The following is a 23,364-nucleotide window of genomic DNA, read 5'->3' on the forward strand; positions in this document are numbered from 1 at the left end:
AAGCAGTGCTTGAACTTCGAGAAAGAGAAGGAAAGCAATGGAAGCCAAGGCAATTGCGCGCCACATTCGCGTAACGCCGATGAAGGCCCGGCGCGTCGTCAACCTTGTTCGTGGCAAGCAGGCGAATGAGGCTCTGGCGATCCTGAAGTTCGCCCAGCAGGCGGCTTCGGAGCCGGTCTACAAGGTGGTCGCCTCCGCGATGGCCAACGCGCGCGTCCTGGCCGACCGTGACGGTCTGGCGTTCGACGAGAGCGATCTCTACATCAGCGAGGCGTTCGTCGACGAGGGTCCGACCATGAAGCGGTTCCAGCCGCGTGCCCAGGGCCGCGCGTACCGCATCAAGAAGCGCACCAGCCACATCACTGTGGTCGTGGCGACCCCCGAGAACGAGGAGGCCCGCTAAATGGGACAGAAGGTCAACCCGCACGGGTTCCGGCTCGGCATCACCACTGACCACGTCTCGCACTGGTTTGCCGACAGCAACAAGCCCGGTCAGCGCTACAAGGACTTCGTCCGCGAGGACGTCAAGATCCGCAAGCTCATGACCACGGGCATGGAGCGCGCCGGCATCGCCCGCGTCGAGATCGAGCGCACCCGCGACCGCGTCCGCGTGGACATCCACACGGCTCGTCCGGGCATCGTGATCGGTCGCCGCGGCGCCGAGGCCGACCGCATCCGCGGCGAGCTCGAGAAGCTCACCGGGAAGCAGGTCCAGCTGAACATCCTCGAGGTCAAGAACCCCGAGATCGAGGCTCAGCTCGTCGCCCAGGGCATCGCGGAGCAGCTCTCGAGCCGCGTCGCGTTCCGCCGCGCCATGAAGAAGGCCATGCAGTCGGCGCAGCGCGCCGGTGCCAAGGGCATCCGCGTGGCCTGCTCGGGCCGTCTCGGCGGCGCCGAGATGTCCCGTTCCGAGTTCTACCGCGAGGGTCGCGTGCCGCTGCACACCCTTCGCGCGAACATCGACTACGGCTTCTACGAGGCCAAGACGACCTTCGGCCGCATCGGCGTGAAGGTCTGGATCTACAAGGGCGATGTGACGTCCAAGGAGCTGGCTGCCCAGGCCGCCGCTGCTCCGTCGTCGCGCGGCCCCCGCGGCGACCGTCCCGGCCGCCCCGGTGGCGAGCGCCGTCGTCGTCCGTCTGGCGACCGCCAGGCCCAGGCTGCCGCTCCTGAGGCAACCGAGGCTCCGGCCGCCGAGGCTGCTGCTCCGGCAGCGGAAGGAGGAGAGGCTTAAATGCTTATCCCGCGTCGTGTAAAGCACCGCAAGCAGCATCACCCGGGTCGCTCGGGCGCTGCGACCGGCGGCACGAAGGTCAGCTTCGGCGAGTTCGGCATCCAGGCCCTTTCCCCGGCCTATGTGACGAACCGTCAGATCGAGGCCGCTCGTATCGCGATGACCCGCTACATCAAGCGTGGCGGCAAGGTCTGGATCAACATCTACCCGGACCGCCCGCTTACCAAGAAGCCTGCTGAAACCCGCATGGGTTCCGGTAAGGGTTCGCCGGAGTGGTGGGTTGCCAACGTCAAGCCGGGCCGGGTTCTCTTCGAGCTCGCCGGCGTGAACGAGGACGTGGCGCGCGAGGCGCTGCGCCTCGCCATGCACAAGCTCCCGTTGAAGGCGCGCATCGTGCGTCGCGAAGGTGGTGAATGAGAATGGCAGTTGGTTCGAAGGACCTGACCGCTGAGAAGCTCGACCAGCTGGACAGCGAGCGCCTCCTCGAGGAGCTCAAGAAGGCGAAGGAAGAGCTGTTCAACCTCCGCTTCCAGTCGGCCACGGGCCAGCTTGAGAGCCACGGCCGCCTCGGCGCCGTGAAGAAGGACATCGCCCGCATCTACACGGTTCTCCGTGAGCGCGAGCTTGGCATTCGTGTTGAGCCCACGTCCACCGTTGAGGACACGAAGGACGCGAAGAAGTCCAAGAAGGCTGCCGAGGCCGAGAAGGCTTCTGAGGCAGAGACTGAGACCTCCGAGGCTGAGACCGAGGAGGCCAAGTGAGCGAGGAGAACAACGTGACGCAGAACGCTCCTGAGGCGGCGGCCGACGAGCGCGGCCACCGCAAGACGGCCCGCGGCTACGTCGTGTCCGACAAGATGGAGAAGACCATCGTCGTCGAGGTCGAGGATCGCGTGAAGCACTCGCTCTACGGCAAGGTCATCCGCCGCACGAGCAAGCGCAAGGCCCACGACGAGGACAACACCGCCGGCATCGGCGATCTGGTTCTCATCGCGGAGACCCGCCCGCTGTCCGCGACCAAGCGGTGGCGCCTCGTGGAGATCCTCGAGAAGGCCAAGTAAGCCTTCCGATCTCCGGCGAATCGGTGCAGCATTGAGCGGCCCGTCCCTTTTCGAGGGGACGGGCCGCTTCCCGTTTCGGGTACGCCAACTCCCCTCCCAGACGGTCTCGGGTACGGATACTCTCCTCCCAGGTCGTTTCGGGTACGGATACTCTCCTCTCAGGCCGTTTCGGGTACGCCGGTTCCCATCTTGCTCGGTTGACGGTGCGGCAACACGAGCCTTGGGCTTTCAACGCACGACGCCGACCCGACCTTGGCGACTAGCCTCGCCTCTTCGGCGGGGAGTTGGTGTACCCGAGATGGTCTGGTGGGGGAGTTGGTGTACCCGAAACGACAGCAGGGGGTCTGTCAGGGGGCTTCGCCGTTTCGTGCTACGATATTGAGCTTGTACGGCTGCATTCGGCGTGCCTTCCGGAGGTCCTCGCGGACTGAAAGAACGGACGGCTGGCAGGCGTGCAGTACCTCGTGAACCATCGTGCCACCGCATAATGCCCTCCCGCGTGCCCACGCACGGGCGTGTCGGAAGGGGTCCATTGCCTCTGGCACGGTGATTCAGGCCCGTACTGGCAACATCCAGGCGGGTCGAGAGACACCCCGACAATCCGTTCCGCAAGGCTCGGCGCAAGCTTCACCGCGATCTGAGAACCAGCGTGACGTAAGGAGTAAGTAGTGATTCAGCAGGAGTCGCGGCTCAAGGTCGCCGACAACACGGGTGCGAAGGAAATCCTCACCATCCGCGTTCTCGGTGGTTCTGGCCGCCGCTACGCAGGTATCGGCGACGTCATCGTCGCCACCGTCAAGGACGCGATCCCTGGCGGAAACGTCAAGAAGGGCGACGTGGTCAAGGCCGTCGTCGTCCGCACGAAGAAGGAGCGCCGCCGCGCGGACGGCTCCTACATCAAGTTCGATGAGAACGCGGCAGTCATCCTCAAGAACGACGGCGACCCCCGTGGCACGCGCATCTTCGGCCCGGTCGGGCGCGAGCTGCGCGACAAGAAGTTCATGAAGATCGTCTCGCTGGCTCCGGAGGTGCTCTGACTCATGGGCGCAAAGATCAAGAAGGGCGACCTGGTCCAGGTCATCACCGGCTCCAAGCAGGACAAGGGCGGTGACAAGGGCAAGCAGGGCAAGGTCCTGAAGGTGTTCCCCGAAACGAGCCGCGTGCTCGTCGAGGGAATCAACCGTGTCACCAAGCACACCAAGGTCGGCCAGTCGCAGCGCGGCACCAAGACCGGCGGCATCGAGCAGGTTGAGGCCCCGATCCACGTTTCAAACGTGGCTCTCGTGGACCCCGAGACCAAGAAGCCCACGAGGGTGGGCTTCCGCGTCGAGACCGTGGAGAAGGACGGCCGTCAGAAGACGGTGCGCATCCGCTACTCCAAGGCCACTGGGAAGGACATCTAATGACTGAGACTGTCGATACTCCGGTCAAGATCGTGCCCCGTCTCAAGGCGAAGTACGCGGAGACCGTCAAGGCCTCGCTCCAGGACGAGTTCAAGTACGCCAACGTGAACCAGGTCCCGCGCCTGGTGAAGGTTGTCGTGAACATGGGCGTCGGCGACGCCGCCAAGGACTCGAAGCTCATCGAGGGCGCTGTGCGCGACCTGACCCTCATCACGGGCCAGAAGCCGCAGGTCACGAAGGCACGCAAGTCGATCGCCCAGTTCAAGCTCCGTGAGGGCATGCCGATCGGCGCCTTCGCAACGCTGCGCGGCGACCGCATGTGGGAGTTCGTCGATCGCCTGGTGACCCTCGCCCTGCCCCGTATCCGCGACTTCCGCGGCCTGAGCGGCAAGCAGTTCGACGGCAACGGCAACTACACGTTCGGTCTCACCGAGCAGGTGATGTTCCATGAAATCGATCAGGACAAGATCGATCGCCCCCGCGGCATGGACATCACGGTTGTCACGACCGCCAAGACTGACGACGAAGGCCGCGCGCTGCTCAAGGCGCTGGGCTTCCCGTTCAAGACCGAAGACTGAATCACTACGTGACAGGTCCGCACGGCGCTGAAAGCCGAAAGGCTCAGTACTGCGCGGAAACCGGCATGAGGAAGGGCACGAGCCCACATGACTATGACTGATCCCGTCGCAGACATGCTTACCCGTCTGCGCAACGCCAACTCGGCCTACCACGACGAGGTTGCCATGCCGTCGTCGAAGTTCAAGGTTCGAGTTGCCGACATCCTCAAGGCCGAGGGCTTCATCGCCGGCTGGAAGGAAGAGGACGCCGAGGTCGGCAAGAAGCTGACCCTCACGCTCAAGTTCGGTCCGAACCGCGAGCGTTCGATCGCGGGTGTCCGCCGCATCTCCAAGCCGGGTCTCCGCGTGTATGCGAAGTCCACGAACCTCCCGCACGTGCTGGGCGGCCTCGGCATCGCCATCCTGTCTACCTCTTCGGGGCTTCTGACTGACCGTCAGGCTTCCAAGAAGGGCGTGGGCGGCGAAGTCCTCGCGTACGTCTGGTAAGGGAAGGAAGGAAGAAGATATGTCCCGCATTGGACGTCTCCCCATCACCGTCCCGACCGACGTCGAGGTGAAGATCGACGGCGCCGTTGTCACCGTCAAGGGCGGCAAGGGCGAGCTCACGCACACCGTGGCGACCCCGATCGAGGTCAACCTCGAGGACAGCACGCTCTCGGTGACGCGCCCGAACGACGAGCGTCTCTCGCGCTCGCTGCACGGCCTCACCCGCACGCTCCTCGCCAACATGATCGAGGGCGTGACCAAGGGCTACGAGAAGAAGCTCGAGATCGTCGGCACCGGTTACCGCGTGCAGGCTAAGGGCTCGGACCTCGAGTTCGCACTGGGCTTCTCCCACCCGGTCACCGTGTCTGCCCCGGAGGGCATCGCGTTCACCGTCGAGAACCCCACGAAGTTCACCGTGTCCGGAATCGACAAGCAGCGCGTCGGCGAGGTGGCTGCCAACATCCGCAAGCTGCGCAAGCCTGATCCCTACAAGGGCAAGGGCATCCGTTACGCCGGCGAAGTTGTCCGCCGCAAGGTCGGGAAGGCTGGTAAGTAACCATGGGTCTGAGCATCAACAAGAAGCGTCCGGCCAAGTCGCGCACTGCGTCTCGTTCGCGTCGCCACATCCGCCTGCGCAAGCGCGTCGTCGGCTCTGCCGAGCGTCCGCGTCTCGTCGTCTCGCGCTCGTCGCGCCACGTGTTCGTCCAGGTTGTCGACGACAGCAAGGGCATCACCGTCGCGTCTGCCTCGACGCTCGAGGCTGACCTCCGTGCGTTCGAGGGTGACAAGACGGCCAAGGCCAAGCGCGTCGGCGAACTCGTCGCCGAGCGTGCGAAGGCTGCTGGCGTCGAGGCTGTCGTGTTCGACCGCGGCGGCAACAAGTACCACGGTCGCGTTGCTGCGATTGCAGACGGCGCCCGGGAAGGCGGACTGGCACTGTGACCGCTGAGAACAACCAGAAGGACAACGTGTCTGAGAATGTGACCGAGGGCGCCGCTGAGGCTGCCGCTCCCGCCAACGAGGACCGCCGCGGCGGCCGTCGTGGCGAGGGCCGCGGCCGTGGCGACCGTGGTGGCCGCGGCCGCGACGGTGGCCGTGACGCCGAGAAGAACCAGTTCGTCGAGCGCGTCGTGACCATCAACCGCGTCGCCAAGGTCGTCAAGGGCGGCCGCCGCTTCAGCTTCACGGCTCTCGTGGTGGTCGGCGACGGCAACGGCACCGTGGGTGTTGGCTATGGCAAGGCCAAGGAAGTTCCCGCGGCCATCGCCAAGGGTGTGGAGGAGGCCAAGAAGTCCTTCTTCCGCGTCCCGCGCGTCGGCACGACCGTTCCGCACCGCGTGCAGGGTGAGGCCGCCGCCGGCGTCGTCATGCTGCGTCCGGCTGCTCCGGGTACCGGCGTTATCGCCGGTGGTCCGGTGCGCGCCGTCCTCGAGTGCGCCGGCATCCACGACGTGCTGTCGAAGTCCCTCGGCTCGTCGAACGCGATCAACATCGTCCACGCGACGATCGAGGCGCTCAAGGGCCTCGAGGAGCCGCAGGCTGTGGCTGCCCGCCGTGGCCTCGCGCTCGAGGATGTCGCTCCGGCTGCTCTCGTGCGCAACCTCGAGAACCAGAAGGCAGGTGCATGAGTCATGGCGAAGAACCTGGCTCCCTCCGACGCCACGTTGGAGATCACCCAGATCAAGGGCGTCATCGGCGCCAAGCAGAACCAGCGCGAGACGCTGCGCTCCCTGGGACTCAAGCGCATCGGTCACACTGTCGTCCGCAAGGCCGACGCCGTGACGGTGGGCATGATCAACACGGTTCCGCACCTCGTGAAGGTTGAGGAGGCGAAGTAATGGCTGAGAACGAAACTGAGCAGAAGACTCACGCGCTCAAGGTCCACCACCTGCGTCCGGCCGCTGGCGCCAAGACCGCGAAGACCCGTGTGGGTCGCGGTGAGGGCTCCAAGGGCAAGACCGCTGGTCGCGGCACCAAGGGCACCAAGGCCCGTTACCAGGTGCGTGCGGGCTTCGCGGGCGGGCAGCTTCCGCTGCACATGCGCCTGCCGAAGCTCCGTGGCTTCAAGAACCCGTTCCGGGTCGAGTACTCGGTCGTCAACCTCGAGCGGCTCGTCGAGCTGTTCCCAGAGGGTGGCACCGTGGGTGTCGAGGAGCTCATCGCGAAGGGCGCCGTCCGCAAGAACCAGCCCGTCAAGGTGCTGGGCAGCGGCGACGTCACCGTGAAGCTCGACATCACCGCACACGCCTTCTCGACGTCCGCCGCCGAGAAGATCGCCGCCGCCGGCGGCTCCACGACCGTCCTCTGACGATCCCCGGAGCCCAGCTGACGCTGTGAGCTGAAGGCCCCCGCCGCCGTCGTGAATTAATTACGACGGCGGTGGGGGCCTTTTGCTGCACCTGCAACCCCGCTGCAACGGCCGGAATTATCTCGTCAGGGCGCCGGGCAGTTAGACTCGGTAGCTGTACCATGCTCGCTGCATCCTCCGCGCGAGCCCCACACACCCTACGTTCCTCGTGATCGGGGAGGAGAAGCGTGCTTTCTGCCATCGTCCGGGCTTTCCGTACGCCGGACCTGCGGCGCAAGCTGCTGTTCACGCTAGGCATCATCGCCATCTTCCGTCTGGGCGCGTTCATCCCCTCCCCGGGGGTCAACTACAGCAACGTCAAGACATGCCTCTCGCCACTCGTGAGCGGGCAGGACCAGCAGCAGGGCATCTACCAGCTCATGAACCTGTTCAGCGGCGGTGCGCTGCTTCAGGTCTCGGTGTTTGCGCTCGGCATCATGCCGTACATCACGGCAAGCATCATCGTTCAGCTGCTCCGCGTGGTGATCCCGCGGTTCCAGGAACTGTACGAAGAGGGCCAGGCCGGGCAGACGAAGCTCACGCAGTACACGCGCTACCTCACGATCGCCCTCGGCCTGCTGAACGCGACGACGCTTGTCTCGCTCGTGCGCTCGGGCCAGCTCTTCCCGAACTGCCAGCTGCAGATCATTCCGGATCAGAGCATCGTCGCAACGATCCTCATCATCATCACGCTGACGGCCGGCACCGGCCTGATCATGTGGATGGGCGAACTCGTGACCGAGAAGGGCATCGGCAACGGCATGTCCATCTTGATCTTCACATCGATCGCGGCGAACTTCCCTTCCTCGCTCGGCGCGATCTGGTCCTCGAAGGGCCCGGGCACGTTCTTCATCGTGCTCGTGATCGGCCTCGTCACGATGGCCCTCGTGGTCTTCGTTGAGCAGTCCCAGCGCCGCATCCCCGTGCAGTACGCGAAGCGGATGATCGGTCGTCGGACGGTCGGCGGCACCACCACGTACATTCCGGTCAAGGTCAACATGGCGGGTGTCATCCCGGTCATCTTCGCCTCGTCGATGCTGTACCTGCCGGCGCTCGTGGCCCAGTTCAACACCCCGAAGAACGGCTCGAACATCCAGCCGTGGGTCGAGTGGATCAACAACAACCTGACCAAGGGCGACCACCCGGTCTACATGATCATCTACTTCGTCCTGATCATCTTCTTCACATACTTCTATGTCGCGATCACCTTCAACCCTGAAGAGGTCGCCGACAACATGAAGAAGTACGGCGGCTTCATCCCCGGCATCCGTGCGGGGAAGCCGACTGCTGACTACCTGCAGTACGTACTTTCGCGCATCACGCTGCCGGGCTCGCTGTACCTCGGCCTCGTGGCCCTCATCCCGCTGATCGCCCTTGTGCTGGTTCAGGCCAACACGAACTTCCCGTTCGGTGGGACGTCGATCCTCATCATGGTCGGCGTCGGCCTCGAGACGGTCAAGCAGATCGATGCACAGCTCCAACAGCGACACTACGAAGGACTCCTGCGATGACGAGAATGCTGCTCATTGGCCCCCCCGGCTCCGGCAAGGGAACGCAGGCCGAACGGATCTCGGAACGGCTTGGCATCGTCGCCATCTCGACCGGGGACATCTTCCGCTTCAACGTCAAGGAGCAGACTCCGCTCGGCATCGAGGCGAAGAGGTATATCGACGCTGGGGACTTCGTTCCGGACAGCGTGACGAACAGCATGGTTCGTGACCGCCTCGCCCAGGATGACGCCCGCGACGGCTTCCTCCTCGACGGCTACCCGCGGACCGTCGCGCAGGTCGAGTACCTGGACGAGGTCCTCGCCGAGACCGGCCTGCAGCTCGACGTCGTCCTCCAGCTCACCGCCGATGACGAGGAGCTCGTCCACCGCCTGCTCGGCCGGGCCAAGGAGACGGGGCGCAGCGACGACAACGAGGGCGTGATCCGTCACCGCCTCGAGCTCTACCACACGCAGACGGAGGCCGTGGTGTCCCGCTACGAGGAGCGCGGCATCCTCACGAAGGTCGACGGCATTGGCGCCATCGACGAGGTCACCGAGCGTGTCTTGGCCGCCATCAAGAAAGGGGCCGCGGACCTGGCCTGAGCCGGGATCCGCGCCACCGCCGGACAAATGACGACGGCGCCGCTCGTCCGCCTGCCGACCCTGCACTTCGCCGGGCAGACAGCGCGGGTGGGGCGGCGCCGTCGTCCGCTTTCTGTGAGAGGAACGTTGTGATCGGGCAGCGGAAGATCGAGTACAAGAACAACGGGCAGCTTCGCATCATGGCGGAGGCCGGGGTGCTGCTGAGCCGTGCGCTCGACGCCGCCGTCGGCGCCGTCGCGCCGGGCGTCACCACCGAGGAGCTCGACGGCGTGTTCGCCGAGGTCGTCGACGCGGCTGGCGCCCAGTACAACTTCTTGGGCTACTTCGGCTACCCGAAGCACATCTGCGTCTCGGTCAACGATGAAGTGGTCCACGGCATCCCGGGGCCGCGGACGCTCAAGGAAGGGGACATCCTCTCGATCGACGGCGGATGCATCGTCCGCGGCTGGAACGCGGACTCTGCGCGCACCGTGATCGTGGGCGAGGGCGACCCTGAGGACGAGCGGCTCTCCGAGATCACGCGCTTGGCGATGTGGAACGGAATCGCGGCGTTCGCGAAGGGCACGCACGTCGGTGACATCGGAGACGCGATCGACGACTTCGTGACCGCGCAGCCGGGCGCGCCGCTCGGGATCCTCGAGGACTACGTGGGCCACGGGATCGGCTCTGAGATGCACATGGCTCCGGATGTCCTCAACTACCGCACCGGCCACCGCGGCCCAAAGATCAAGCCCGGTCTGGCGCTCGCGATCGAGCCCATGCTCGTCCGCGGTTCGATCGAGACCCGCGTGCTCGACGACGAGTGGACCGTCGTGACGACCGATGCCTCCCGCTCGTGCCAGTGGGAGCATTCTGTGGCGCGGCACGAGGGCGGAATCTGGGTGCTCACCGCAGAGGACGGCGGCGCATCGGAGCTTGAGCCGCTCGGCGTCACGCCAGTGCCGATCCCGGCGTAGGCGGCCGACGAGCCCTAAACTGACCGATGGATGCCAGCGGTGTGAGGGGGACTTGTGGGTCGTGAGGCGGGCGCGTTGAGAGAAGAGCGCGAATGCACCGCGGCGCCCTTTCCCGCATGGGCATCTGAACTCACTGGGTGGATCGTTGCTCTGCTACTGGCCCTCGTCGCTGTCGGCCACATGGCTGCCACCGACAGGTCGTGGATGCTCTACTACGACTCGGAGACGGTGCTGCCAGCGCTCGTACGCGGTTCGGTTTTAGCAGGGCAGCCGCAGGACTGGGCCCTTTCCGCCGTCTTGTTCATCCCGGAGATGGGGGTGTACTGGGCAGTCGCCGCCCTCGGGTTCGGCGTCAAGGGGACCTTCATCCTCAATGCCGTGGTGAACTTCCTCCTGCTCTACGGATCGCTTCGGCTCCTGAGCGGCCTCGTGCGGCCCGAACGCCCCCGGAGTCGTCGCATCGTTGGGGCTTTGGTGGCGTTTGCAGCGACGGTATTCCTCACCTTTCTCGAGAATTCATCTCGCTGGGACTCGTTCGAAGTCGTTTCTCTCCTAGCTACCGGGACGTTCTACGGCACGACGGTCCTCGCGTCCGTCCTCTCGACCGGGCTGGCCGCACCTCTGGCCGTTCCGCGGGCGTCGCCCCGCCGTCGTGCGGTCCTCGAAGTCGCCCTCCTTGTGATAATCGCTGTCGCGACGTTGACTAATCCACTGATTCTGGCTTGGGAAGCAGTCCCCCTGGCGTTCGTCTTCGCGCTCCTCGCCCGTCGGCGCATCACTTCGTGGAAGTTGGCCGGGCGCCTCGGCGCAGTTCTGACCATCGGTGCGGTATTTGGTCTCATCTCGAGGATTCCGTTCGCGTCGCTCATCACGAAAGACGGGCCGGCCTATGCAAAGCCCAGTGCAGCCGTGGGGGCCGGGCTCTATTTCCTCAAACAATTCTCGGATTTGGCATCAACACCTGCTGGCACGGTCGAGATGGGCTTCGTTGTCGCGCTGATCCTGTCTGCGGTCATCGTGTTCCGCAGTTCGACGAGAGATGGGGACGTGCGGACGGCTGTCCTTGCGGGAATGGCGTGGGCGGCCCCGCTGGTGGTGGTTGTCGGAATGGTGGCGCTGGGAGGGGTGGGAACGCGATATTTCCAGCCCATCTTTTTCGCTCCGCTCTGCCTTCTCGTCCTTGTGCCGGAACTTCTCGCCCAGCGGACGCTCGGCGTGCACTGGCGGAGGGCGCGCGTCTTGGTCGCATCGATAGCCGGCGTGTGCCTTGTAGGTTCAGGGCTCGTTGCGCTCACGCTGCGCGATTCTGCCGAGGCGTTGAACCCTGACATCGGCTGTGTGGACGCGTGGATCACTTCGAGCCAGAGAACGGGCGCGGGGCGCTTCTGGACAATCCGCGGGCCGAAGGCCTATCTGAGGGACCCCGGGCAACTCATTCAGGTAGACAAATCGTTCGGCGCTTATCAGTGGCTTACCAACCGTACCGACTATGCGACGAAGAACGTTTCATTCGTTCTGAGCGACACCGAGTATCCGGCCCCGGCACTTCCGGTAGGGGTCGAGAACGACCCACGCCAGACCATTAGATGCGGCCGCTACACAATCACCGACTTCGTCTCACCCGTGCTCGTCATTGGGCCGGCAAGCACCAACCCGGTTCCCTGAGGGTGGCTTGCGGGGAATTCTCCGCAGCCGTGGCACGTTCGCCACAGACGTGAAGGCGATGACGTATGAACGATTCGGAAATGCAGATGTCCTCGAACTGAAGGAAGTTCCCGACGCCCATCCGGGCTCGGACTCCGTGCTTGTCAAAGTGAAGGCCGCGAGCCTCAACCCGGTCGACTACAAGGTCCGTCAGGGCCACCTCAAAGGCCTCATCGATACGGTCTTCCCCGTGATCCCCGGGTGGGACGTGGCCGGCGTCGTGGTGAAGCCGGGTCTGGACACACCGGAATTCGAGGTGGGCGACGAGATTCTCGCGTACGCCCGGAAGGACTTCATCTCGAATGGGACGCTCGCCGAGCTCGTCGAGGTCCCCGTCCGAACGGCGGTCCACAAGCCGAAGGAGCTGAGCTTCGAGGAGGGGGCAGCGCTGCCCCTCACCGGCCTCACCGCGCTCCAGACCGTGAGGCGCGCCGGAGTGTCCGCTGGCCAGACGGTGCTCGTCCACGCAGCTGCGGGAGGGGTCGGCTCATTCGCGACCCAGCTCGCCGTCCTCGCGGGAGCGCGCGTGGTTGGGACGGCTTCTGAGCGGAACCATGATTATCTGCGCTCGCTCGGCGCCGAGCCGATCATCTACGCAGACGGCCTCGTCGAGTCAGCTCGCGCCCTTGTGCCGGAGGGCTTCGACGTCATCCTCGACTTCGCGGGCCACTCCGCGATGAAGACGGTCCCCGACCTCCTCCGCAACGGCGGCATCGTCGCCTCGATCACAGATCACCGGGCTCGCGACGTGTACGGGGGCCAGTACGTCTGGGTCCGGCCCGACCGTGCCAATCTCGCCGAACTCGCGGGGCTCGCGGCCCGGGGGAGCCTCAAGATCGAGATCGCTGACGTCTTTGACCTCGCCGAGGCCGCCGAAGCCTACCGAAAGCTCGAGACGGGGCACGTCCGCGGGAAGATTGTCGTGCGCGTCTGATTCCCTCTGTGTACCGAGATCGTTTACCTAGGACGGACGGCGGCGTGCGGCACAATGTCCCCATGGGATCCCTCCTCGATGTCCCCGGGATGCGCGTGGGTCATGCGCAGCGCATCGGGGATGGCTGGCTCACGGGCGTGACTGCGGTGCTCGCTCCGCCCGGATCCGCCGGAGGCGTCGACGTGCGCGGCGGGGGCCCCGGAACGAGCGAGACCGACGCGCTCGATCCCTCCACCCTGGCCCAGAACGTCGACGGCGTGGCCCTCTGCGGCGGGAGCGCCTACGGTCTGGCGGCTGCGGCTGGCGTGCAGCAGTTCCTCGAATCCGAGGGGCAGGGTTTCGCAGTCCTGGGCGGCGTTGTGCCGATCGTGCCCGCCGCGGTCATCTTCGATCTCGGGCGGGGCGGCGACTTCTCGAAGCGCCCCGACGCGGCCATGGGTTTCGCGGCCGCGGCGGCTGCTGTGGGTTCGGGGGAGGCGGACGACGGCGCCCTCCGCGGCTGCGTGGGCGCAGGCACCGGCGCCGTGTTCGCGCGAGGACGCTACAAGGGAGGGATCGGGATGGCGTCCGTGGCACTCCCCGCGGGGCCTATTCAGGGGCCCCCGGGCGCGCCGGAGGTGAACCTGCCCGAGAGGCTCGTGGTGGGCGCGCTCGCCGTCGTCAATGCGGCGGGCGCACCGATCTTCCCTGAGGTGCCTCCCGCCGATCGGGAGCCTACGCTCGTCGGTGGCCAGGCGCCGTCGTCCGCCAACACGACCCTCGCCGTCGTCGCGACGAACGCGGCACTCACGCCTGCAGAGTGCAAGCGGACTGCGACGGCCGCCCACGCAGGGCTCGCCCGCGCCCTCAATCCGAGCCACACGATTGTGGACGGCGACACGATCTTCGCGCTCTCGACCCGGGCCGTCGAGTTCGACCGCGAGCCCGACTTCGCGCGGCAGCTCGCGCTCTTCTTCATCCAGACAGCCGCGGCCGAGGCAGTTCGGCTGGCGATTCTCGACGGCGTCCGCTCAGCGTCAACGGTCACGACACCTGCTGGGACATGGGAGCCGTACCCGGCCCCACCCGCGTAGGCGCGGTCGCGCCGGACTTTCACCACTTTCTGCCGCCCAGCCTCGGCGAGTTCTCCGTTTGGCCGGCGAGTCGCGCCGTCGTCTGTTCGAAAGATGGTGAGACTCCGACGCGGAAGTTATCCACATAGCGCCTCCGACGCCCCAATAGCCCCCCGACGGTGCGGCACGATGGCGGCATGGACCCAGCTCAGCTCCTGCCTCTCTGGGGTGGTGTCGCCAGGACGAGGCAGCTGCTCGAAGCGGGCATCTCGGAGCGGGAGCTGGCGCAGGCGGTGAGGGCCGGCCTCCTCGAACGTCCAAGGCCCGGCATCTACGCCCTTCCGGGAGCGGACCCCCTGCTCGTGCGGTGCGCAGCCACAAACTCCCGGTTGACCTGCGTCTCGGCCGCCGCGCATTACGGGCTTTGGCTTCTTCGGCGCCCGAAGGAAGTACACCTCCTGCGACCGGACGGCACCTTCTCCTCCGACCGCGCGGTCATCCACCGAAAGACCTGGCTGCCGGGCGAGCCGGACGTGTGGGTCGCGTCGAGGGCGGATGTGCTGCTCCACGCCCTTCAGTGCTTGCCCGAGCTCGAAGCCCTGATCATGGTCGAATCGGCCTCGCATCAGGGCTTCTCGATGGACTTCCTTCGCGACCGGCTGCCCGGGCGTCGCAACGCCGCCGCGAGAAGCATCCTCGACCTGGTCGACGTCGGCGCCGAGTCGCTGCTCGAGACCCTCGCGCGCACCCACCTCCGCCGCGCCGGGCTGCACGTCGAGGCTCAGGTCGACATCCGCGGCGTCGGCTCGATGGACCTGCTCGTCGAGGGATGCGTCGACGTCGAGACCGACGGCAAGGAGCACGAGGGCAAGAAGCGTCGCCTGAAGGACTATCGTCGCGACAATGTCTCCCAATCGCTCGGCTTCGCCGTGGCCCGGTTCGGCTACTCGGACATCGTGCACCGGCCGGAGGAGATGGTGCGGCAGGTCTGCGCGATCGTGGAGGCGCGGCTCGCGCTCGGAGGGCTCCCGCGGCTTGACCTGCTGTAGGAGTCCCACCACCTTTTGCGCGGGACGACGGCGGGACTCACCGCCGGGAACGCGGGACGCGCCGCTGGTGCCCGGCAGAAGCTGGTGAAACTCCAACGCGCCGTGATCCCTCGGGGGATCGCGTGTACGATAGGCGGATTTAACTTCCGGGCCGCTCTGGCGTACAGTTGTTTGTTGGCTGTCGGCCCAGCTGTGCCCTTTTCGGGGAGCTGCCGCTAGTCGAATCAACCATAGACGACCACCGGGCGCACCTGTGCCCGGCGGCACAACAGATAGCGGAGGCTATGGCCAAGAAGGACGGTGTCATCGAGATCGAGGGCGTCGTGACTGAAGCGCTGCCCAACGCGATGTTCCGCGTTGAGCTGACGAACAAGCACGTCGTGCTCGCACACATCTCCGGGAAGATGCGTCAGCACTACATCCGTATCCTCCCGGAGGATCGCGTGGTGGTGGAGCTCAGCCCCTACGACCTGACCCGCGGCCGGATCGTCTACCGCTACAAGTAAGCAGCGCGGCCAGGGGCACCTGGCCGGTCATGCTGACCACCTGCAGAACACGCAAAGGAATGCCATGAAGGTCAAGCCGAGCGTCAAGCAGATCTGCGACAAGTGCAAGGTGATCCGCCGCAACGGTCGGGTCATGGTGATCTGCGAGAACCCGCGCCACAAGCAGCGCCAGGGCTGATTCCTCCTAGGAGGAGACAGCTCGGACGGCGCCCACGCAATAACTAGAGAAGGCAGCACAAGCTGCGCTGGGACGAATAACAGAGCCCGGACAGCTAACCCCCGGCCCGGAGGCTGGGGCCGTACTGACAGTGCGGGTGTACTGCCTACGACCTCCGGACAACACAAGGAGAACCGCCACTATGGCTCGTCTCGCTGGCGTTGACATTCCCCGCGAAAAGCGGCTGGAAATCGCGCTCACTTACATCTACGGCGTGGGTCGCACCCGTGCGAAGGAGACGCTCGCTGCCACTGGCATCAGCCCGGACGTCCGCGTGAAGGACCTCTCGGACGCTGAGCTTGTCCAGCTGCGTGACTACATCGAGGGCAACTACAAGGTTGAGGGTGACCTCCGCCGCGAAGTGGCCGCCGACATCCGCCGCAAGGTCGAGATCGGCAGCTACGAGGGCCTGCGCCACCGCAAGGGCCTCCCGGTCCGCGGCCAGCGCACCAAGACCAACGCCCGTACCCGCAAGGGTCCGAAGCGGACCGTCGCCGGCAAGAAGAAGGCCGGCCGCTGATCGCGGCTAGCGTCACCAAGAAGTAGGAGTACTCATGCCCCCGAAGACTCGTGCGACCTCGGTCCGCAAGCCGCGTCGCAAGGACAAGAAGAACATCGCGCTCGGCCAGGCGCACATCAAGAGCACGTTCAACAACACGATCGTTTCGATCACGGATCCCTCGGGTGCTGTGATCTCGTGGGCCTCGGCCGGCGAGGTCGGCTTCAAGGGCTCGCGCAAGTCGACCCCGTACGCCGCGCAGCAGGCCGCAGAGTCCGCCGCGAAGCGCGCGCAGGAGCACGGCCTCCGCAAGGTCGACGTGTTCGTCAAGGGCCCGGGTTCGGGCCGCGAAACCGCGATCCGCGCCCTTCAGGCCGCGGGCCTCGAGGTTGGTTCCATCCAGGACGTCACCCCGAGCGCACACAACGGCTGCCGCCCCCCGAAGCGCCGCCGCGTCTAACTGGTTGTCGAAGGTCCTGGCCGGCTGAGGGGAACCTTGGCCGGCCAGAGGCCGGTTACTTAGTCAGACCGTTTTCCATCCATCTGTGTTGCGTCATATAGCGGATGCTCGCTGAAAGGAAACTACGTGCTTATTGCACAGCGCCCCACACTGTCTGAAGAAGTGGTGTCCGACAACCGCAGCCGATTCGTCATCGAGCCGCTGGAGCCCGGTTTCGGATACACGCTCGGCAACTCGCTGCGCCGCACCCTGCTGTCCTCGATCCCGGGGGCTGCAGTCACCAGCATCCGGATCGACGGCGTGCTGCACGAATTCACCACGGTTCCCGGGGTCAAGGAAGATGTCACCGAGATCATCCTGAACCTCAAGAGCCTGTCCATCTCCTCCGACCAGGACGAGCCGGTCGTCGCCTACCTGCGCAAGCAGGGCCCGGGCGTCGTCACCGCGGCGGACATCGCCCCGCCGGCCGGTGTAGAGATCCACAACCCGGATCTGCACATCGCCACGCTCAACTCCAAGGGCAAGTTCGAGCTCGAGCTCACGATCGAGCGCGGCCGCGGCTACGTCTCGGCAGCTCAGAACAAGTCCGCCGACTCGGAGATCGGACGCATCCCGGTCGACTCGATCTACTCGCCCGTGCTGAAGGTCACCTTCCGCGTCGAGGCGACTCGTGTCGAGCAGCGCACCGACTTCGATCGCCTGATCGTGGACGTCGAGACGAAGCCGGCCATCAAGCCGCGCGACGCCGTCGCCTCCGCGGGCACGACGCTTGTCGAGCTCTTCGGCCTCGCCCGCGAGCTCAACACGGCGGCTGAGGGCATCGAGATCGGTCCGTCCCCGACGGATGCCGCGCTCGCTGCGGACATGGCCCTCCCGATCGAGGACCTGGACCTGACCGTGCGCTCGTACAACTGCCTCAAGCGCGAAGGCATCCACACCGTGGGTGAACTCGTGGCGCGCTCCGAGGCCGATCTGATGGACATCCGGAACTTCGGTGCCAAGTCCATCGACGAGGTCAAGGCCAAGCTCGTCGAGCTCGGTCTCTCCCTCAAGGACTCGCCTCCAGGCTTCGATCTCGCCGCTCGCGCTGCAGCGATCGACGAGGACGAGGCCCCGTACGGCGACGACGACCTCTAAGCCACCATGAATTGACCGCCACCGGGTGTATCCCGGCGGCGGCCCACCCGAGGAGAAACTACTATGCCTGCACCCGCCAAGGGTCCGCGTCTGGGCGGTGGCCCGGCGCACGAGCGCCTCATGCTCAACAACCTTGCCGCTGCGCTCTTCGAGCACAAGCGGATCACCACGACCGTGACGAAGGCCAAGCGCCTCCGCCCGGTCGCGGAGCGCCTCATCACGTTCGCGAAGCGTGGCGACCTCGCCTCGCGCCGCCGTGTCCAGGCCGCCATCTCGGCCCGCACCAACACCAACAAGGGCATCATCCACGAGCTCTTCACGGAGATCGCGCCGCAGCTGTCCGACCGCGAGGGTGGCTACACCCGCATCACCAAGATCGGCAACCGCAAGGGCGACAACGCCCCCATGGCGGTCATCGAGCTCGTGCTCGAGCCGGTTTCGGCGAAGCAGGCTGTCGTGAGGGAGGCCGAGGGCGCTGCCCAGCGTGCCGCGGCTCCGAAGGCTGAGCCGGCTGTCGAGACTCCCGCCGAGGAGACTGCTGCCGAGGAGACCGCCCCTGAGGCGGAGGCCACCGAGGCTCCCGCCGAGGAGACGGCTCCTGAGGCTGAGGCCAACGAGGCCGAGGGCGACGCAGCCAAGTAAGTCCTGCCGTCGGGCGTCACCCGTGGCGCCGATAGACTGGGGCGCATGAGCGCAGAGAAGGCCCCCGTTCCCGATTCTGGGAGCGGGGGCCTTCCCGCGTCTGGCGCCGAAACGCCGCAGGCCGTCCGTGTGCGGTTGGATCTCGCGTACGACGGCGGCCCATTCAGCGGGTGGGCCGTGCAGCCAGGCTTGCGGACGGTTCAGGGGTCTCTCGAGGAGGCGCTCGCCCTGATCCTGCGCCGTCAGCTTCGCGTCGTCGTCGCCGGTCGCACCGACGCCGGCGTCCACGCCCGCGGCCAAGTGGTCCACGCAGACCTGACCCACCAGGAGTGGGCGAACCTGCCGCGCCGCTCTGACGCCGGGCCCGAGGATGTCCTCGCCCGCCGGCTGCGAGGTGCCCTCAGCCGCGTCCTGGGCGAGGCGACCGGCGCGATCGAGGTGCGCCGCGCCGTCGTGCCCCCCACGGGCTTCGACGCCCGCTTCTCAGCGTTGTGGCGCCGCTACTCGTACCGCATCGCCGACCGGCCGGAGCACTGGGACCCGACGCTCCGCGGGATCACACTGTGGCACAAGGCCGCGCTCGACGTCGGGCGTATGAACGGAGCGGCCGCCCAGCTGCTCGGCCTTCAGGACTTCCTCGCGTTCTGCAAGCCCCGCGAGGGTTCGACCACGGTGCGCGAGCTGCAGGACTTCTCGTTCGAGCGCACGCCCGAAGGCGTCGTCGTGGTCCACATCCGGGCGGACGCCTTCTGCCACAACATGGTCCGGGCCCTCGTGGGCTCGGCGCTGCGCGTGGGGGAGGGCCTCGAACGCCCCGAGTGGCTGCACGAGCGGATGCTCGCCCGAGTCCGTGACGCGAAGACGAAGCTTGCTCCGGCCCATCCACTCGTCCTCGAAGAGGTCGGCTACCCCGAGACGGCGGAGGCGCTTGCTGCGCGCGCCGAGCAGACGCGCGCGCTCAGGGACCCAGCCCAGCAAGCCTAGTCGGACGGCCAGCAGGCCTAGTCGGACGGCCAGCAGGCCTAGTCGGACGGCCAGCAGGCCTAGTCGGACGGTCCGGAAGCCGGCAGGCAGAGCGTGAAGACGCTCCCGCAGCCGGGATCGCTCACCACTTCGAGCCGCCCGCCATGCCGCTCGGCGATCCAGCTGCAGAGGGCGAGGCCCAGGCCGACGCCGGGGATGTCCGAGCGCCGCGCCTCTGACGTCCGGAAGAAGCGCTCGAAGATCCGTTCACGCTCGTCTTCCGAGATGCCCATCCCGCTGTCGCGGACCTCGATCGCGATCCAGCCGTCCGAATGCGTCGCGCGAAGCGTGATCGTGCCGCCGTCGGGCGAGTACTTGATGGCGTTCGAGAGAAGGTTGTCCACGGCCTGCCCGACGCGCAGCGGGTCGATGCGCGCCCAGAGCGAATCCTCGAGTTCGACGACGAGCTGGACCCCGGCGGCGACCGCGGAGAGCCGCGCGGCGTCCGCTCGGCCCTCGAGGACGGGCCGCAGGTCCGCGAAGCCGAGGCGCACCGGTATGGCGTTCGACGACGACGCCACGAGGTCCGCCGCGAGGTCCAGGAGCCGCTCGGCGCTCCTTTCGGCGACTTCGAGCCGGAGCCGGTCATCGGGCGTGAGCTGGTGGGATTCGAGAACGAGGTCGAGGTTCCCGAGGACGGCCGTGAGCGGCGATTTGAATTCGTGGGCAACCGTCCGGACGAGTTCGGCCTTGTCGTCGGCAGCGGCGGCAAGTGCGGTGACGTCTCCGAACGCCACGACGGCACCGCCTTCGGGGCCCTCGATGGGGCGGGCGACGACGGAGACCGCAATCGCGTCCGGCCCTGAACCGAGCCAGTACACCTCGCCGTCGATCCGTTCCCCCGCGGCCGCCCGGACGAGGGGCCACCGCTCGCGCGTAACGGGCGTGCGCTTGTCCCGGGCCAGGAACGGCAGTTTGGCCTGCCCGTTGCTCATCGCGGGAAGCCAGCCCGAGGCGGCCAGAACCTCCTTGAACCGGCGGTTCGAGCGGACGGGAAGGCCGTCGGGCCCGATCGCGACGATGCCGACGTTGACGGCGTCGAGGATCGTCGAGAGGAGCCGTTCAGTGGACTGAGACTCGGCCAGCAGTGCGCGGAGCTGCTCCCGCTGGGATCGGAGGAGGCGTTCTTGGACGCGGAGGCCTGCAGTCGCCGCGCGGATCGCGATGGCCACGATCAGCATGAGGACCGGGAGCAGGAGGGAGTAGCTTGCGCTGGCAGGGATCCCGCGCCGGACCGCTTCGGTGAGCGTGGGGATGGAGATGAGGAGCGGCCCGACGAAGCACGTGACGAGCGACCACGCGACGGAGCGCATCGAGACTGCGATCCAGATGACGGGGAAGATCGCGAGGGTGCCGAGCCCCTGAAGCGTTCCGTCGCCTGCGTTGCGGATGAGGCCGATCGAGATGAGGTCCGCAATCGGGATGAGGAGGACGGTCTGTTCGGGGAGTCGGTCCCATGGAGCGGTGAGGCATGCGGCGCCGGTTGCGCACACAAGGATGAACCCCGCGAGGATGAGCGGCCGCGCCGCTTCGCTGCTCCACGGCCCGGGCGCAGCGACGGCCACGATGACGATTGCGGCAACGAGCGGGAGCTGCCACAGTGCAACTCGGGACGTCGAACGGAGGCGTTTGAGGTATCGCTGCGCGCGCTGAACGACCACTTGCTCGTTCGCGGACACGTAGTCTCCTTCCCTCTACCCCCTTATGACACATCGTCTGATGTCATATTTGCCCCAGTAATGAGAATATGACATGAGATATACCCTTGAATGACAAGGGCTGTCGATGCGGGGACAGGAGAGACAGCGATGGACGACTTGGGCGTGGCCTTGGTGGTCGAGGATGACGACGACGTACGACATCTTGTCGAGGACGTCCTGCGGCAGGCGGGATTCGAGGTGATGAGTGCCGCGACGGGCAGGGAAGGCGCGGAGATCGCGCGGCGCGAGGATCCGGCCGTCGTGACGCTCGATCTTGGCCTGCCGGACATCGACGGCTTCGAGGTCCTCCGGCGGATCAGGACGGCGAGCGATGCGTATGTCGTGATGCTCACCGCGCGCGACGAGGAGCCGGACACGCTGCTCGCGCTCCAGTCCGGCGCCGACGACTACCTCACGAAGCCCTTCCGGCCCCGCGAGCTCCGAGCCCGCATCGCCGCCATGATGCGCCGGCCCCGAGGTGGCGTTGCGGCCCCATCGCCCGTCGCGCCAACTCCCGCGACCACAGCCTCCGAACCGACCCTCGCGAACACGCACCTCCGGCGCCCAGTCCAGGAACGGGCGACGGCGCCCCGGCCGGACCCGCTGTTCCGCCACCGGGGGCTCACGCTCGACCCGCGCACGAGGACGGCGATGCTCGCGGGCGAGGAACTGGAGCTCACCCGCACGGAATTCGACCTCCTGCACGCGCTTCTGCGGGCTGGCGGCGCTGTGATCTCCCGGGCCGACCTCGTGCGCGTCTCGCGGGGCGAACGGTTCCGGGAGGACTCCTACGTGAGCGAGGCCGACGAGCGCGCCGTCGAGGTCCACCTCGGCAACCTGCGGCGCAAGCTCGGGGACGATCCGCGCCAGCCCCGATGGCTCGTCACCGTGCGGGGCGTGGGGTACCGGCTGGCGCCGGCGACGTCCTGAGCTTCAGCCCGACCTAGCCAGCCCCCCCACGCAGGACACGCTCAGGCCTGCGGCGAGCTCCCGCCGTCGTCCGCCGTCAAGACCGCAACGGTGCGTTCGCCGCATTCGACGATCTGGGGGAGGAGTCGCGCCGCGGCTGCGGTGCCCTCGGCGCGCAGCCGCCGCTCGAGGTCGCAGGCGAGGCCTGCGAGACGCGCGGCGCCCACCATGGTCGAGGAAGTCCGCAGGCTCAGCGCGGCGTCGTGCGCGGCGTCGTAATCGTCCCGCCCCAGCGAGGCGCTGAGGCTGTCGCGGCGGCGGGGCCAGATGCGCACGAAGTCGCGCGCGAATGACGCCGCCGACTCCGGGCCCACATCCTCGGCGAGGACCCGCAGGGCAATGGGGTCGACAAGCGGCAGCGCGTTCCCCGTGTCTTCGGACGGGATACCGGGTGCCATCATGACCGTCTCCTTCCGGCTCATACGCTACCGCCCCGAGAGAGTAGCGATGGTGTTGATGACCGCGGGTCCGAGGATCGCGATGAACAGCACCGGGAAGATGAAGAAGAGCAACGGGAAGAGCACCTTGACGGGAAGCTTCATCGCCTGTTCCTCAGCGCGCTGGCGGCGCCGGACGCGCATTGCCTTGGCCTGGATGCGCAGCACCCGGGCGATCGCGATGCCGTAGGCATCGGCTTGGACGATGGCCTGCACGAACGTGCGCACCTCCGGGGCTGTCGTGCGTTCGGCGAGGCCGAGGTAGGCCTCGCGCCGTGACCGCCCGACCTGCATGTCCTGCAGCGTGCGCACGAGCTCCTCCGAGAGCGGCCCCTTGCCGTTCGAGCTCGCCCGCGAGAGGGCGGCTTCGAAGCCGAGGCCCGCCTCGACGGAGATGAGCAGCTGGTCGAGGGTGTTGGGCAGGTCCGTCTGGATGGTCTTCTGGCGCTCCATGCCCCGGCTGAGCAGCATGAGGTCCGGCACCATATACCCCAGGATCACCAGGAAGAGTGCGATGAGCCGGAATGTCGGTGCGGAGCCGAGGGAGAGGATGAGCATTCCGAGCACGCCGCCCACGACGGCGAGGGCCGGCTTCGCGGCGAGCAGCCGCCCGAGCGGGAGGGACGCAGGGCGTCCCGCGAGGGCGAGGAGCCTGTCGAGCCGGCGCACGTAGGCCGCGGGCGTCAGCCGGCGTGCGATCCGCTCGAACACGGTGCTGAGACTGGAACCCGATTCGGGAGCGGCTCCGACCGGCGCGATGCCGCGTCCGAGGTTGGTCTGGATGGCGCGCACCTCGCGCCGATCCACGGAGAGCAGGGACCACAGCAGCGCCGCGACGGCGACGCCCACGAGGGCCGCTGCGAAAAGGGGAATGCCCAT

Annotated in this window: 32 protein-coding genes; 29 read left to right on the forward strand and 3 right to left on the reverse strand. The window is 66.8% G+C overall.

The window, feature by feature from the left end:
• Window positions 1-37: 37 nt before the first annotated feature.
• From rplV to truA, 28 genes are all read left to right on the forward strand, one after another.
• Window positions 38-403, forward strand: a complete 366-nt coding sequence (gene rplV, locus L0M17_RS04795; protein ID WP_043119391.1) for a 50S ribosomal protein L22 — start codon at window positions 38-40, stop codon at window positions 401-403.
• Window positions 404-1,234: a 30S ribosomal protein S3 gene (gene rpsC, locus L0M17_RS04800; RefSeq protein ID WP_241052045.1), complete on the forward strand. Its 831-nt coding sequence runs from the start codon at window positions 404-406 to the stop codon at window positions 1,232-1,234.
• Window positions 1,235-1,651 (forward strand): 50S ribosomal protein L16, encoded by a 417-nt coding sequence (gene rplP, locus L0M17_RS04805; protein ID WP_043119388.1) that lies wholly within the window; start codon window positions 1,235-1,237, stop codon window positions 1,649-1,651.
• Window positions 1,652-1,653: 2 nt separating this feature from the next.
• On the forward strand, window positions 1,654-1,995 hold the full coding sequence (gene rpmC, locus L0M17_RS22520; protein WP_290427293.1) for a 50S ribosomal protein L29: 342 nt from the start codon (window positions 1,654-1,656) through the stop codon (window positions 1,993-1,995).
• Window positions 1,992-2,294 (forward strand): 30S ribosomal protein S17, encoded by a 303-nt coding sequence (rpsQ, locus tag L0M17_RS04815; RefSeq protein ID WP_308196809.1) that lies wholly within the window; start codon window positions 1,992-1,994, stop codon window positions 2,292-2,294. Before rpmC ends, rpsQ begins: the two co-directional genes overlap by 4 nt.
• A 668-nt stretch (window positions 2,295-2,962) precedes the next feature.
• Window positions 2,963-3,331 carry a 50S ribosomal protein L14 gene (gene rplN / locus L0M17_RS04820; RefSeq protein WP_043119386.1) on the forward strand — a complete coding sequence of 123 codons (369 nt, stop codon included), beginning with the start codon at window positions 2,963-2,965 and terminating at the stop codon, window positions 3,329-3,331.
• A gap of 3 nt (window positions 3,332-3,334) precedes the next feature.
• Window positions 3,335-3,697, forward strand: a complete 363-nt coding sequence (rplX, locus tag L0M17_RS04825) for a 50S ribosomal protein L24 (protein WP_241052053.1) — start codon at window positions 3,335-3,337, stop codon at window positions 3,695-3,697.
• Window positions 3,697-4,275 carry a 50S ribosomal protein L5 gene (gene rplE / locus L0M17_RS04830; RefSeq protein WP_241052057.1) on the forward strand — a complete coding sequence of 193 codons (579 nt, stop codon included), beginning with the start codon at window positions 3,697-3,699 and terminating at the stop codon, window positions 4,273-4,275. The genes rplX and rplE overlap by 1 nt, the downstream gene beginning before the upstream one ends.
• 87 nt (window positions 4,276-4,362) lie before the next feature.
• Window positions 4,363-4,761 carry a 30S ribosomal protein S8 gene (gene rpsH / locus L0M17_RS04835; protein WP_241052062.1) on the forward strand — a complete coding sequence of 133 codons (399 nt, stop codon included), beginning with the start codon at window positions 4,363-4,365 and terminating at the stop codon, window positions 4,759-4,761.
• Window positions 4,762-4,780: 19 nt separating this feature from the next.
• Complete coding sequence (gene rplF, locus L0M17_RS04840; RefSeq protein WP_241052067.1) at window positions 4,781-5,317, forward strand: 50S ribosomal protein L6; 537 nt, start codon at window positions 4,781-4,783, stop codon at window positions 5,315-5,317.
• Window positions 5,318-5,319: 2 nt separating this feature from the next.
• Window positions 5,320-5,703: a 50S ribosomal protein L18 gene (rplR, locus tag L0M17_RS04845; protein WP_241052076.1), complete on the forward strand. Its 384-nt coding sequence runs from the start codon at window positions 5,320-5,322 to the stop codon at window positions 5,701-5,703.
• Between the two features lie 38 nt (window positions 5,704-5,741).
• The gene (rpsE, locus tag L0M17_RS04850; protein ID WP_241056311.1) at window positions 5,742-6,389 is read left to right on the forward strand and encodes a 30S ribosomal protein S5; all 648 of its coding nucleotides are present in this window, start codon (window positions 5,742-5,744) and stop codon (window positions 6,387-6,389) included.
• 3 nt (window positions 6,390-6,392) lie between these two features.
• Window positions 6,393-6,599: a 50S ribosomal protein L30 gene (rpmD, locus tag L0M17_RS04855; protein WP_043119375.1), complete on the forward strand. Its 207-nt coding sequence runs from the start codon at window positions 6,393-6,395 to the stop codon at window positions 6,597-6,599.
• Complete coding sequence (rplO, locus tag L0M17_RS04860) at window positions 6,599-7,069, forward strand: 50S ribosomal protein L15 (protein WP_241052077.1); 471 nt, start codon at window positions 6,599-6,601, stop codon at window positions 7,067-7,069. Before rpmD ends, rplO begins: the two co-directional genes overlap by 1 nt.
• 227 nt (window positions 7,070-7,296) lie before the next feature.
• On the forward strand, window positions 7,297-8,619 hold the full coding sequence (secY, locus tag L0M17_RS04865; protein ID WP_241052083.1) for a preprotein translocase subunit SecY: 1,323 nt from the start codon (window positions 7,297-7,299) through the stop codon (window positions 8,617-8,619).
• Window positions 8,616-9,200 (forward strand): adenylate kinase, encoded by a 585-nt coding sequence (locus tag L0M17_RS04870; protein ID WP_241052098.1) that lies wholly within the window; start codon window positions 8,616-8,618, stop codon window positions 9,198-9,200. Before secY ends, L0M17_RS04870 begins: the two co-directional genes overlap by 4 nt.
• A 128-nt stretch (window positions 9,201-9,328) precedes the next feature.
• Window positions 9,329-10,156, forward strand: a complete 828-nt coding sequence (map, locus tag L0M17_RS04875) for a type I methionyl aminopeptidase (protein ID WP_308196811.1) — start codon at window positions 9,329-9,331, stop codon at window positions 10,154-10,156.
• A 180-nt stretch (window positions 10,157-10,336) separates the two neighbouring features.
• On the forward strand, window positions 10,337-11,821 hold the full coding sequence (locus L0M17_RS04880) for a hypothetical protein (protein WP_241052107.1): 1,485 nt from the start codon (window positions 10,337-10,339) through the stop codon (window positions 11,819-11,821).
• A 49-nt stretch (window positions 11,822-11,870) separates the two neighbouring features.
• On the forward strand, window positions 11,871-12,794 hold the full coding sequence (locus L0M17_RS04885; protein ID WP_241056313.1) for an NADP-dependent oxidoreductase: 924 nt from the start codon (window positions 11,871-11,873) through the stop codon (window positions 12,792-12,794).
• Between the two features lie 62 nt (window positions 12,795-12,856).
• Window positions 12,857-13,867: a P1 family peptidase gene (locus tag L0M17_RS04890; RefSeq protein WP_241052109.1), complete on the forward strand. Its 1,011-nt coding sequence runs from the start codon at window positions 12,857-12,859 to the stop codon at window positions 13,865-13,867.
• Between the two features lie 176 nt (window positions 13,868-14,043).
• Complete coding sequence (locus L0M17_RS04895; RefSeq protein ID WP_241052131.1) at window positions 14,044-14,895, forward strand: type IV toxin-antitoxin system AbiEi family antitoxin domain-containing protein; 852 nt, start codon at window positions 14,044-14,046, stop codon at window positions 14,893-14,895.
• A gap of 284 nt (window positions 14,896-15,179) precedes the next feature.
• On the forward strand, window positions 15,180-15,401 hold the full coding sequence (gene infA, locus L0M17_RS04900; RefSeq protein WP_011775571.1) for a translation initiation factor IF-1: 222 nt from the start codon (window positions 15,180-15,182) through the stop codon (window positions 15,399-15,401).
• 64 nt (window positions 15,402-15,465) lie between these two features.
• Complete coding sequence (gene rpmJ, locus L0M17_RS04905; RefSeq protein WP_011775570.1) at window positions 15,466-15,579, forward strand: 50S ribosomal protein L36; 114 nt, start codon at window positions 15,466-15,468, stop codon at window positions 15,577-15,579.
• Between the two features lie 181 nt (window positions 15,580-15,760).
• Window positions 15,761-16,138, forward strand: coding sequence for a 30S ribosomal protein S13 (gene rpsM, locus L0M17_RS04910; protein ID WP_077491066.1), 378 nt, complete (start codon window positions 15,761-15,763; stop codon window positions 16,136-16,138).
• Between the two features lie 34 nt (window positions 16,139-16,172).
• Window positions 16,173-16,577: a 30S ribosomal protein S11 gene (gene rpsK, locus L0M17_RS04915; protein ID WP_043120112.1), complete on the forward strand. Its 405-nt coding sequence runs from the start codon at window positions 16,173-16,175 to the stop codon at window positions 16,575-16,577.
• 126 nt (window positions 16,578-16,703) lie between these two features.
• Entirely contained in the window at window positions 16,704-17,714 is a 1,011-nt protein-coding gene (locus tag L0M17_RS04920; protein WP_043120111.1) for a DNA-directed RNA polymerase subunit alpha, read from the forward strand.
• A 63-nt stretch (window positions 17,715-17,777) separates the two neighbouring features.
• The gene (rplQ, locus tag L0M17_RS04925) at window positions 17,778-18,356 is read left to right on the forward strand and encodes a 50S ribosomal protein L17 (RefSeq protein WP_241052134.1); all 579 of its coding nucleotides are present in this window, start codon (window positions 17,778-17,780) and stop codon (window positions 18,354-18,356) included.
• A gap of 45 nt (window positions 18,357-18,401) precedes the next feature.
• Complete coding sequence (truA, locus tag L0M17_RS04930) at window positions 18,402-19,340, forward strand: tRNA pseudouridine(38-40) synthase TruA (protein WP_241052188.1); 939 nt, start codon at window positions 18,402-18,404, stop codon at window positions 19,338-19,340.
• 59 nt (window positions 19,341-19,399) lie between these two features.
• Here the strand turns inward: truA and L0M17_RS22625 are convergent, their stop codons facing one another.
• A complete protein-coding gene (locus L0M17_RS22625; RefSeq protein ID WP_241052192.1) occupies window positions 19,400-21,058 on the reverse strand; it encodes a sensor histidine kinase in 1,659 nt (552 codons plus the stop codon).
• A gap of 129 nt (window positions 21,059-21,187) precedes the next feature.
• Between L0M17_RS22625 and L0M17_RS04940 the strand changes: the two genes are divergently transcribed.
• Window positions 21,188-22,009, forward strand: coding sequence for a response regulator transcription factor (locus L0M17_RS04940; RefSeq protein ID WP_241052195.1), 822 nt, complete (start codon window positions 21,188-21,190; stop codon window positions 22,007-22,009).
• A gap of 41 nt (window positions 22,010-22,050) precedes the next feature.
• Here L0M17_RS04940 and L0M17_RS04945 read toward each other — a convergent pair whose 3' ends face one another.
• Entirely contained in the window at window positions 22,051-22,449 is a 399-nt protein-coding gene (locus L0M17_RS04945) for an Hpt domain-containing protein (RefSeq protein ID WP_241052197.1), read from the reverse strand.
• A 24-nt stretch (window positions 22,450-22,473) separates the two neighbouring features.
• Entirely contained in the window at window positions 22,474-23,364 is an 891-nt protein-coding gene (locus L0M17_RS04950; protein ID WP_241052199.1) for a type II secretion system F family protein, read from the reverse strand.

Source organism: Sinomonas terrae, from assembly GCF_022539255.1.
Taxonomy (GTDB): Bacteria; Actinomycetota; Actinomycetes; order Actinomycetales; family Micrococcaceae; genus Sinomonas; species Sinomonas terrae.

Bases quoted from the DNA above. Each gene is read 5' to 3' on its own strand.
- rpmC (WP_290427293.1), top strand. From the start codon at position 1,654: ATGGCAGTTGGTTCGAAGGACCTGACCGCTGAGAAGCTCGACCAGCTG.
- rplF (WP_241052067.1), top strand. From the start codon at position 4,781: ATGTCCCGCATTGGACGTCTCCCCATCACCGTCCCGACCGACGTCGAG.
- L0M17_RS04870 (WP_241052098.1), top strand. From the start codon at position 8,616: ATGACGAGAATGCTGCTCATTGGCCCCCCCGGCTCCGGCAAGGGAACG.
- L0M17_RS04940 (WP_241052195.1), top strand. From the start codon at position 21,188: ATGGACGACTTGGGCGTGGCCTTGGTGGTCGAGGATGACGACGACGTA.
- L0M17_RS04895 (WP_241052131.1), top strand. From the start codon at position 14,044: ATGGACCCAGCTCAGCTCCTGCCTCTCTGGGGTGGTGTCGCCAGGACG.
- rplE (WP_241052057.1), top strand. From the start codon at position 3,697: ATGACTGAGACTGTCGATACTCCGGTCAAGATCGTGCCCCGTCTCAAG.
- L0M17_RS04890 (WP_241052109.1), top strand. From the start codon at position 12,857: ATGGGATCCCTCCTCGATGTCCCCGGGATGCGCGTGGGTCATGCGCAG.
- rpmJ (WP_011775570.1), top strand. From the start codon at position 15,466: ATGAAGGTCAAGCCGAGCGTCAAGCAGATCTGCGACAAGTGCAAGGTG.
- L0M17_RS04945 (WP_241052197.1), bottom strand. From the start codon at position 22,449: ATGATGGCACCCGGTATCCCGTCCGAAGACACGGGGAACGCGCTGCCG.
- rpsM (WP_077491066.1), top strand. From the start codon at position 15,761: ATGGCTCGTCTCGCTGGCGTTGACATTCCCCGCGAAAAGCGGCTGGAA.
- infA (WP_011775571.1), top strand. From the start codon at position 15,180: ATGGCCAAGAAGGACGGTGTCATCGAGATCGAGGGCGTCGTGACTGAA.
- rpsH (WP_241052062.1), top strand. From the start codon at position 4,363: ATGACTATGACTGATCCCGTCGCAGACATGCTTACCCGTCTGCGCAAC.
- L0M17_RS04880 (WP_241052107.1), top strand. From the start codon at position 10,337: ATGGCTGCCACCGACAGGTCGTGGATGCTCTACTACGACTCGGAGACG.
- rpmD (WP_043119375.1), top strand. From the start codon at position 6,393: ATGGCGAAGAACCTGGCTCCCTCCGACGCCACGTTGGAGATCACCCAG.
- rplO (WP_241052077.1), top strand. From the start codon at position 6,599: ATGGCTGAGAACGAAACTGAGCAGAAGACTCACGCGCTCAAGGTCCAC.
- rplV (WP_043119391.1), top strand. From the start codon at position 38: ATGGAAGCCAAGGCAATTGCGCGCCACATTCGCGTAACGCCGATGAAG.
- rpsC (WP_241052045.1), top strand. From the start codon at position 404: ATGGGACAGAAGGTCAACCCGCACGGGTTCCGGCTCGGCATCACCACT.
- rplQ (WP_241052134.1), top strand. From the start codon at position 17,778: ATGCCTGCACCCGCCAAGGGTCCGCGTCTGGGCGGTGGCCCGGCGCAC.
- truA (WP_241052188.1), top strand. From the start codon at position 18,402: ATGAGCGCAGAGAAGGCCCCCGTTCCCGATTCTGGGAGCGGGGGCCTT.
- rplX (WP_241052053.1), top strand. From the start codon at position 3,335: ATGGGCGCAAAGATCAAGAAGGGCGACCTGGTCCAGGTCATCACCGGC.
- L0M17_RS04950 (WP_241052199.1), bottom strand. From the start codon at position 23,364: ATGGGCATTCCCCTTTTCGCAGCGGCCCTCGTGGGCGTCGCCGTCGCG.
- rplR (WP_241052076.1), top strand. From the start codon at position 5,320: ATGGGTCTGAGCATCAACAAGAAGCGTCCGGCCAAGTCGCGCACTGCG.
- rplP (WP_043119388.1), top strand. From the start codon at position 1,235: ATGCTTATCCCGCGTCGTGTAAAGCACCGCAAGCAGCATCACCCGGGT.
- rpsK (WP_043120112.1), top strand. From the start codon at position 16,173: ATGCCCCCGAAGACTCGTGCGACCTCGGTCCGCAAGCCGCGTCGCAAG.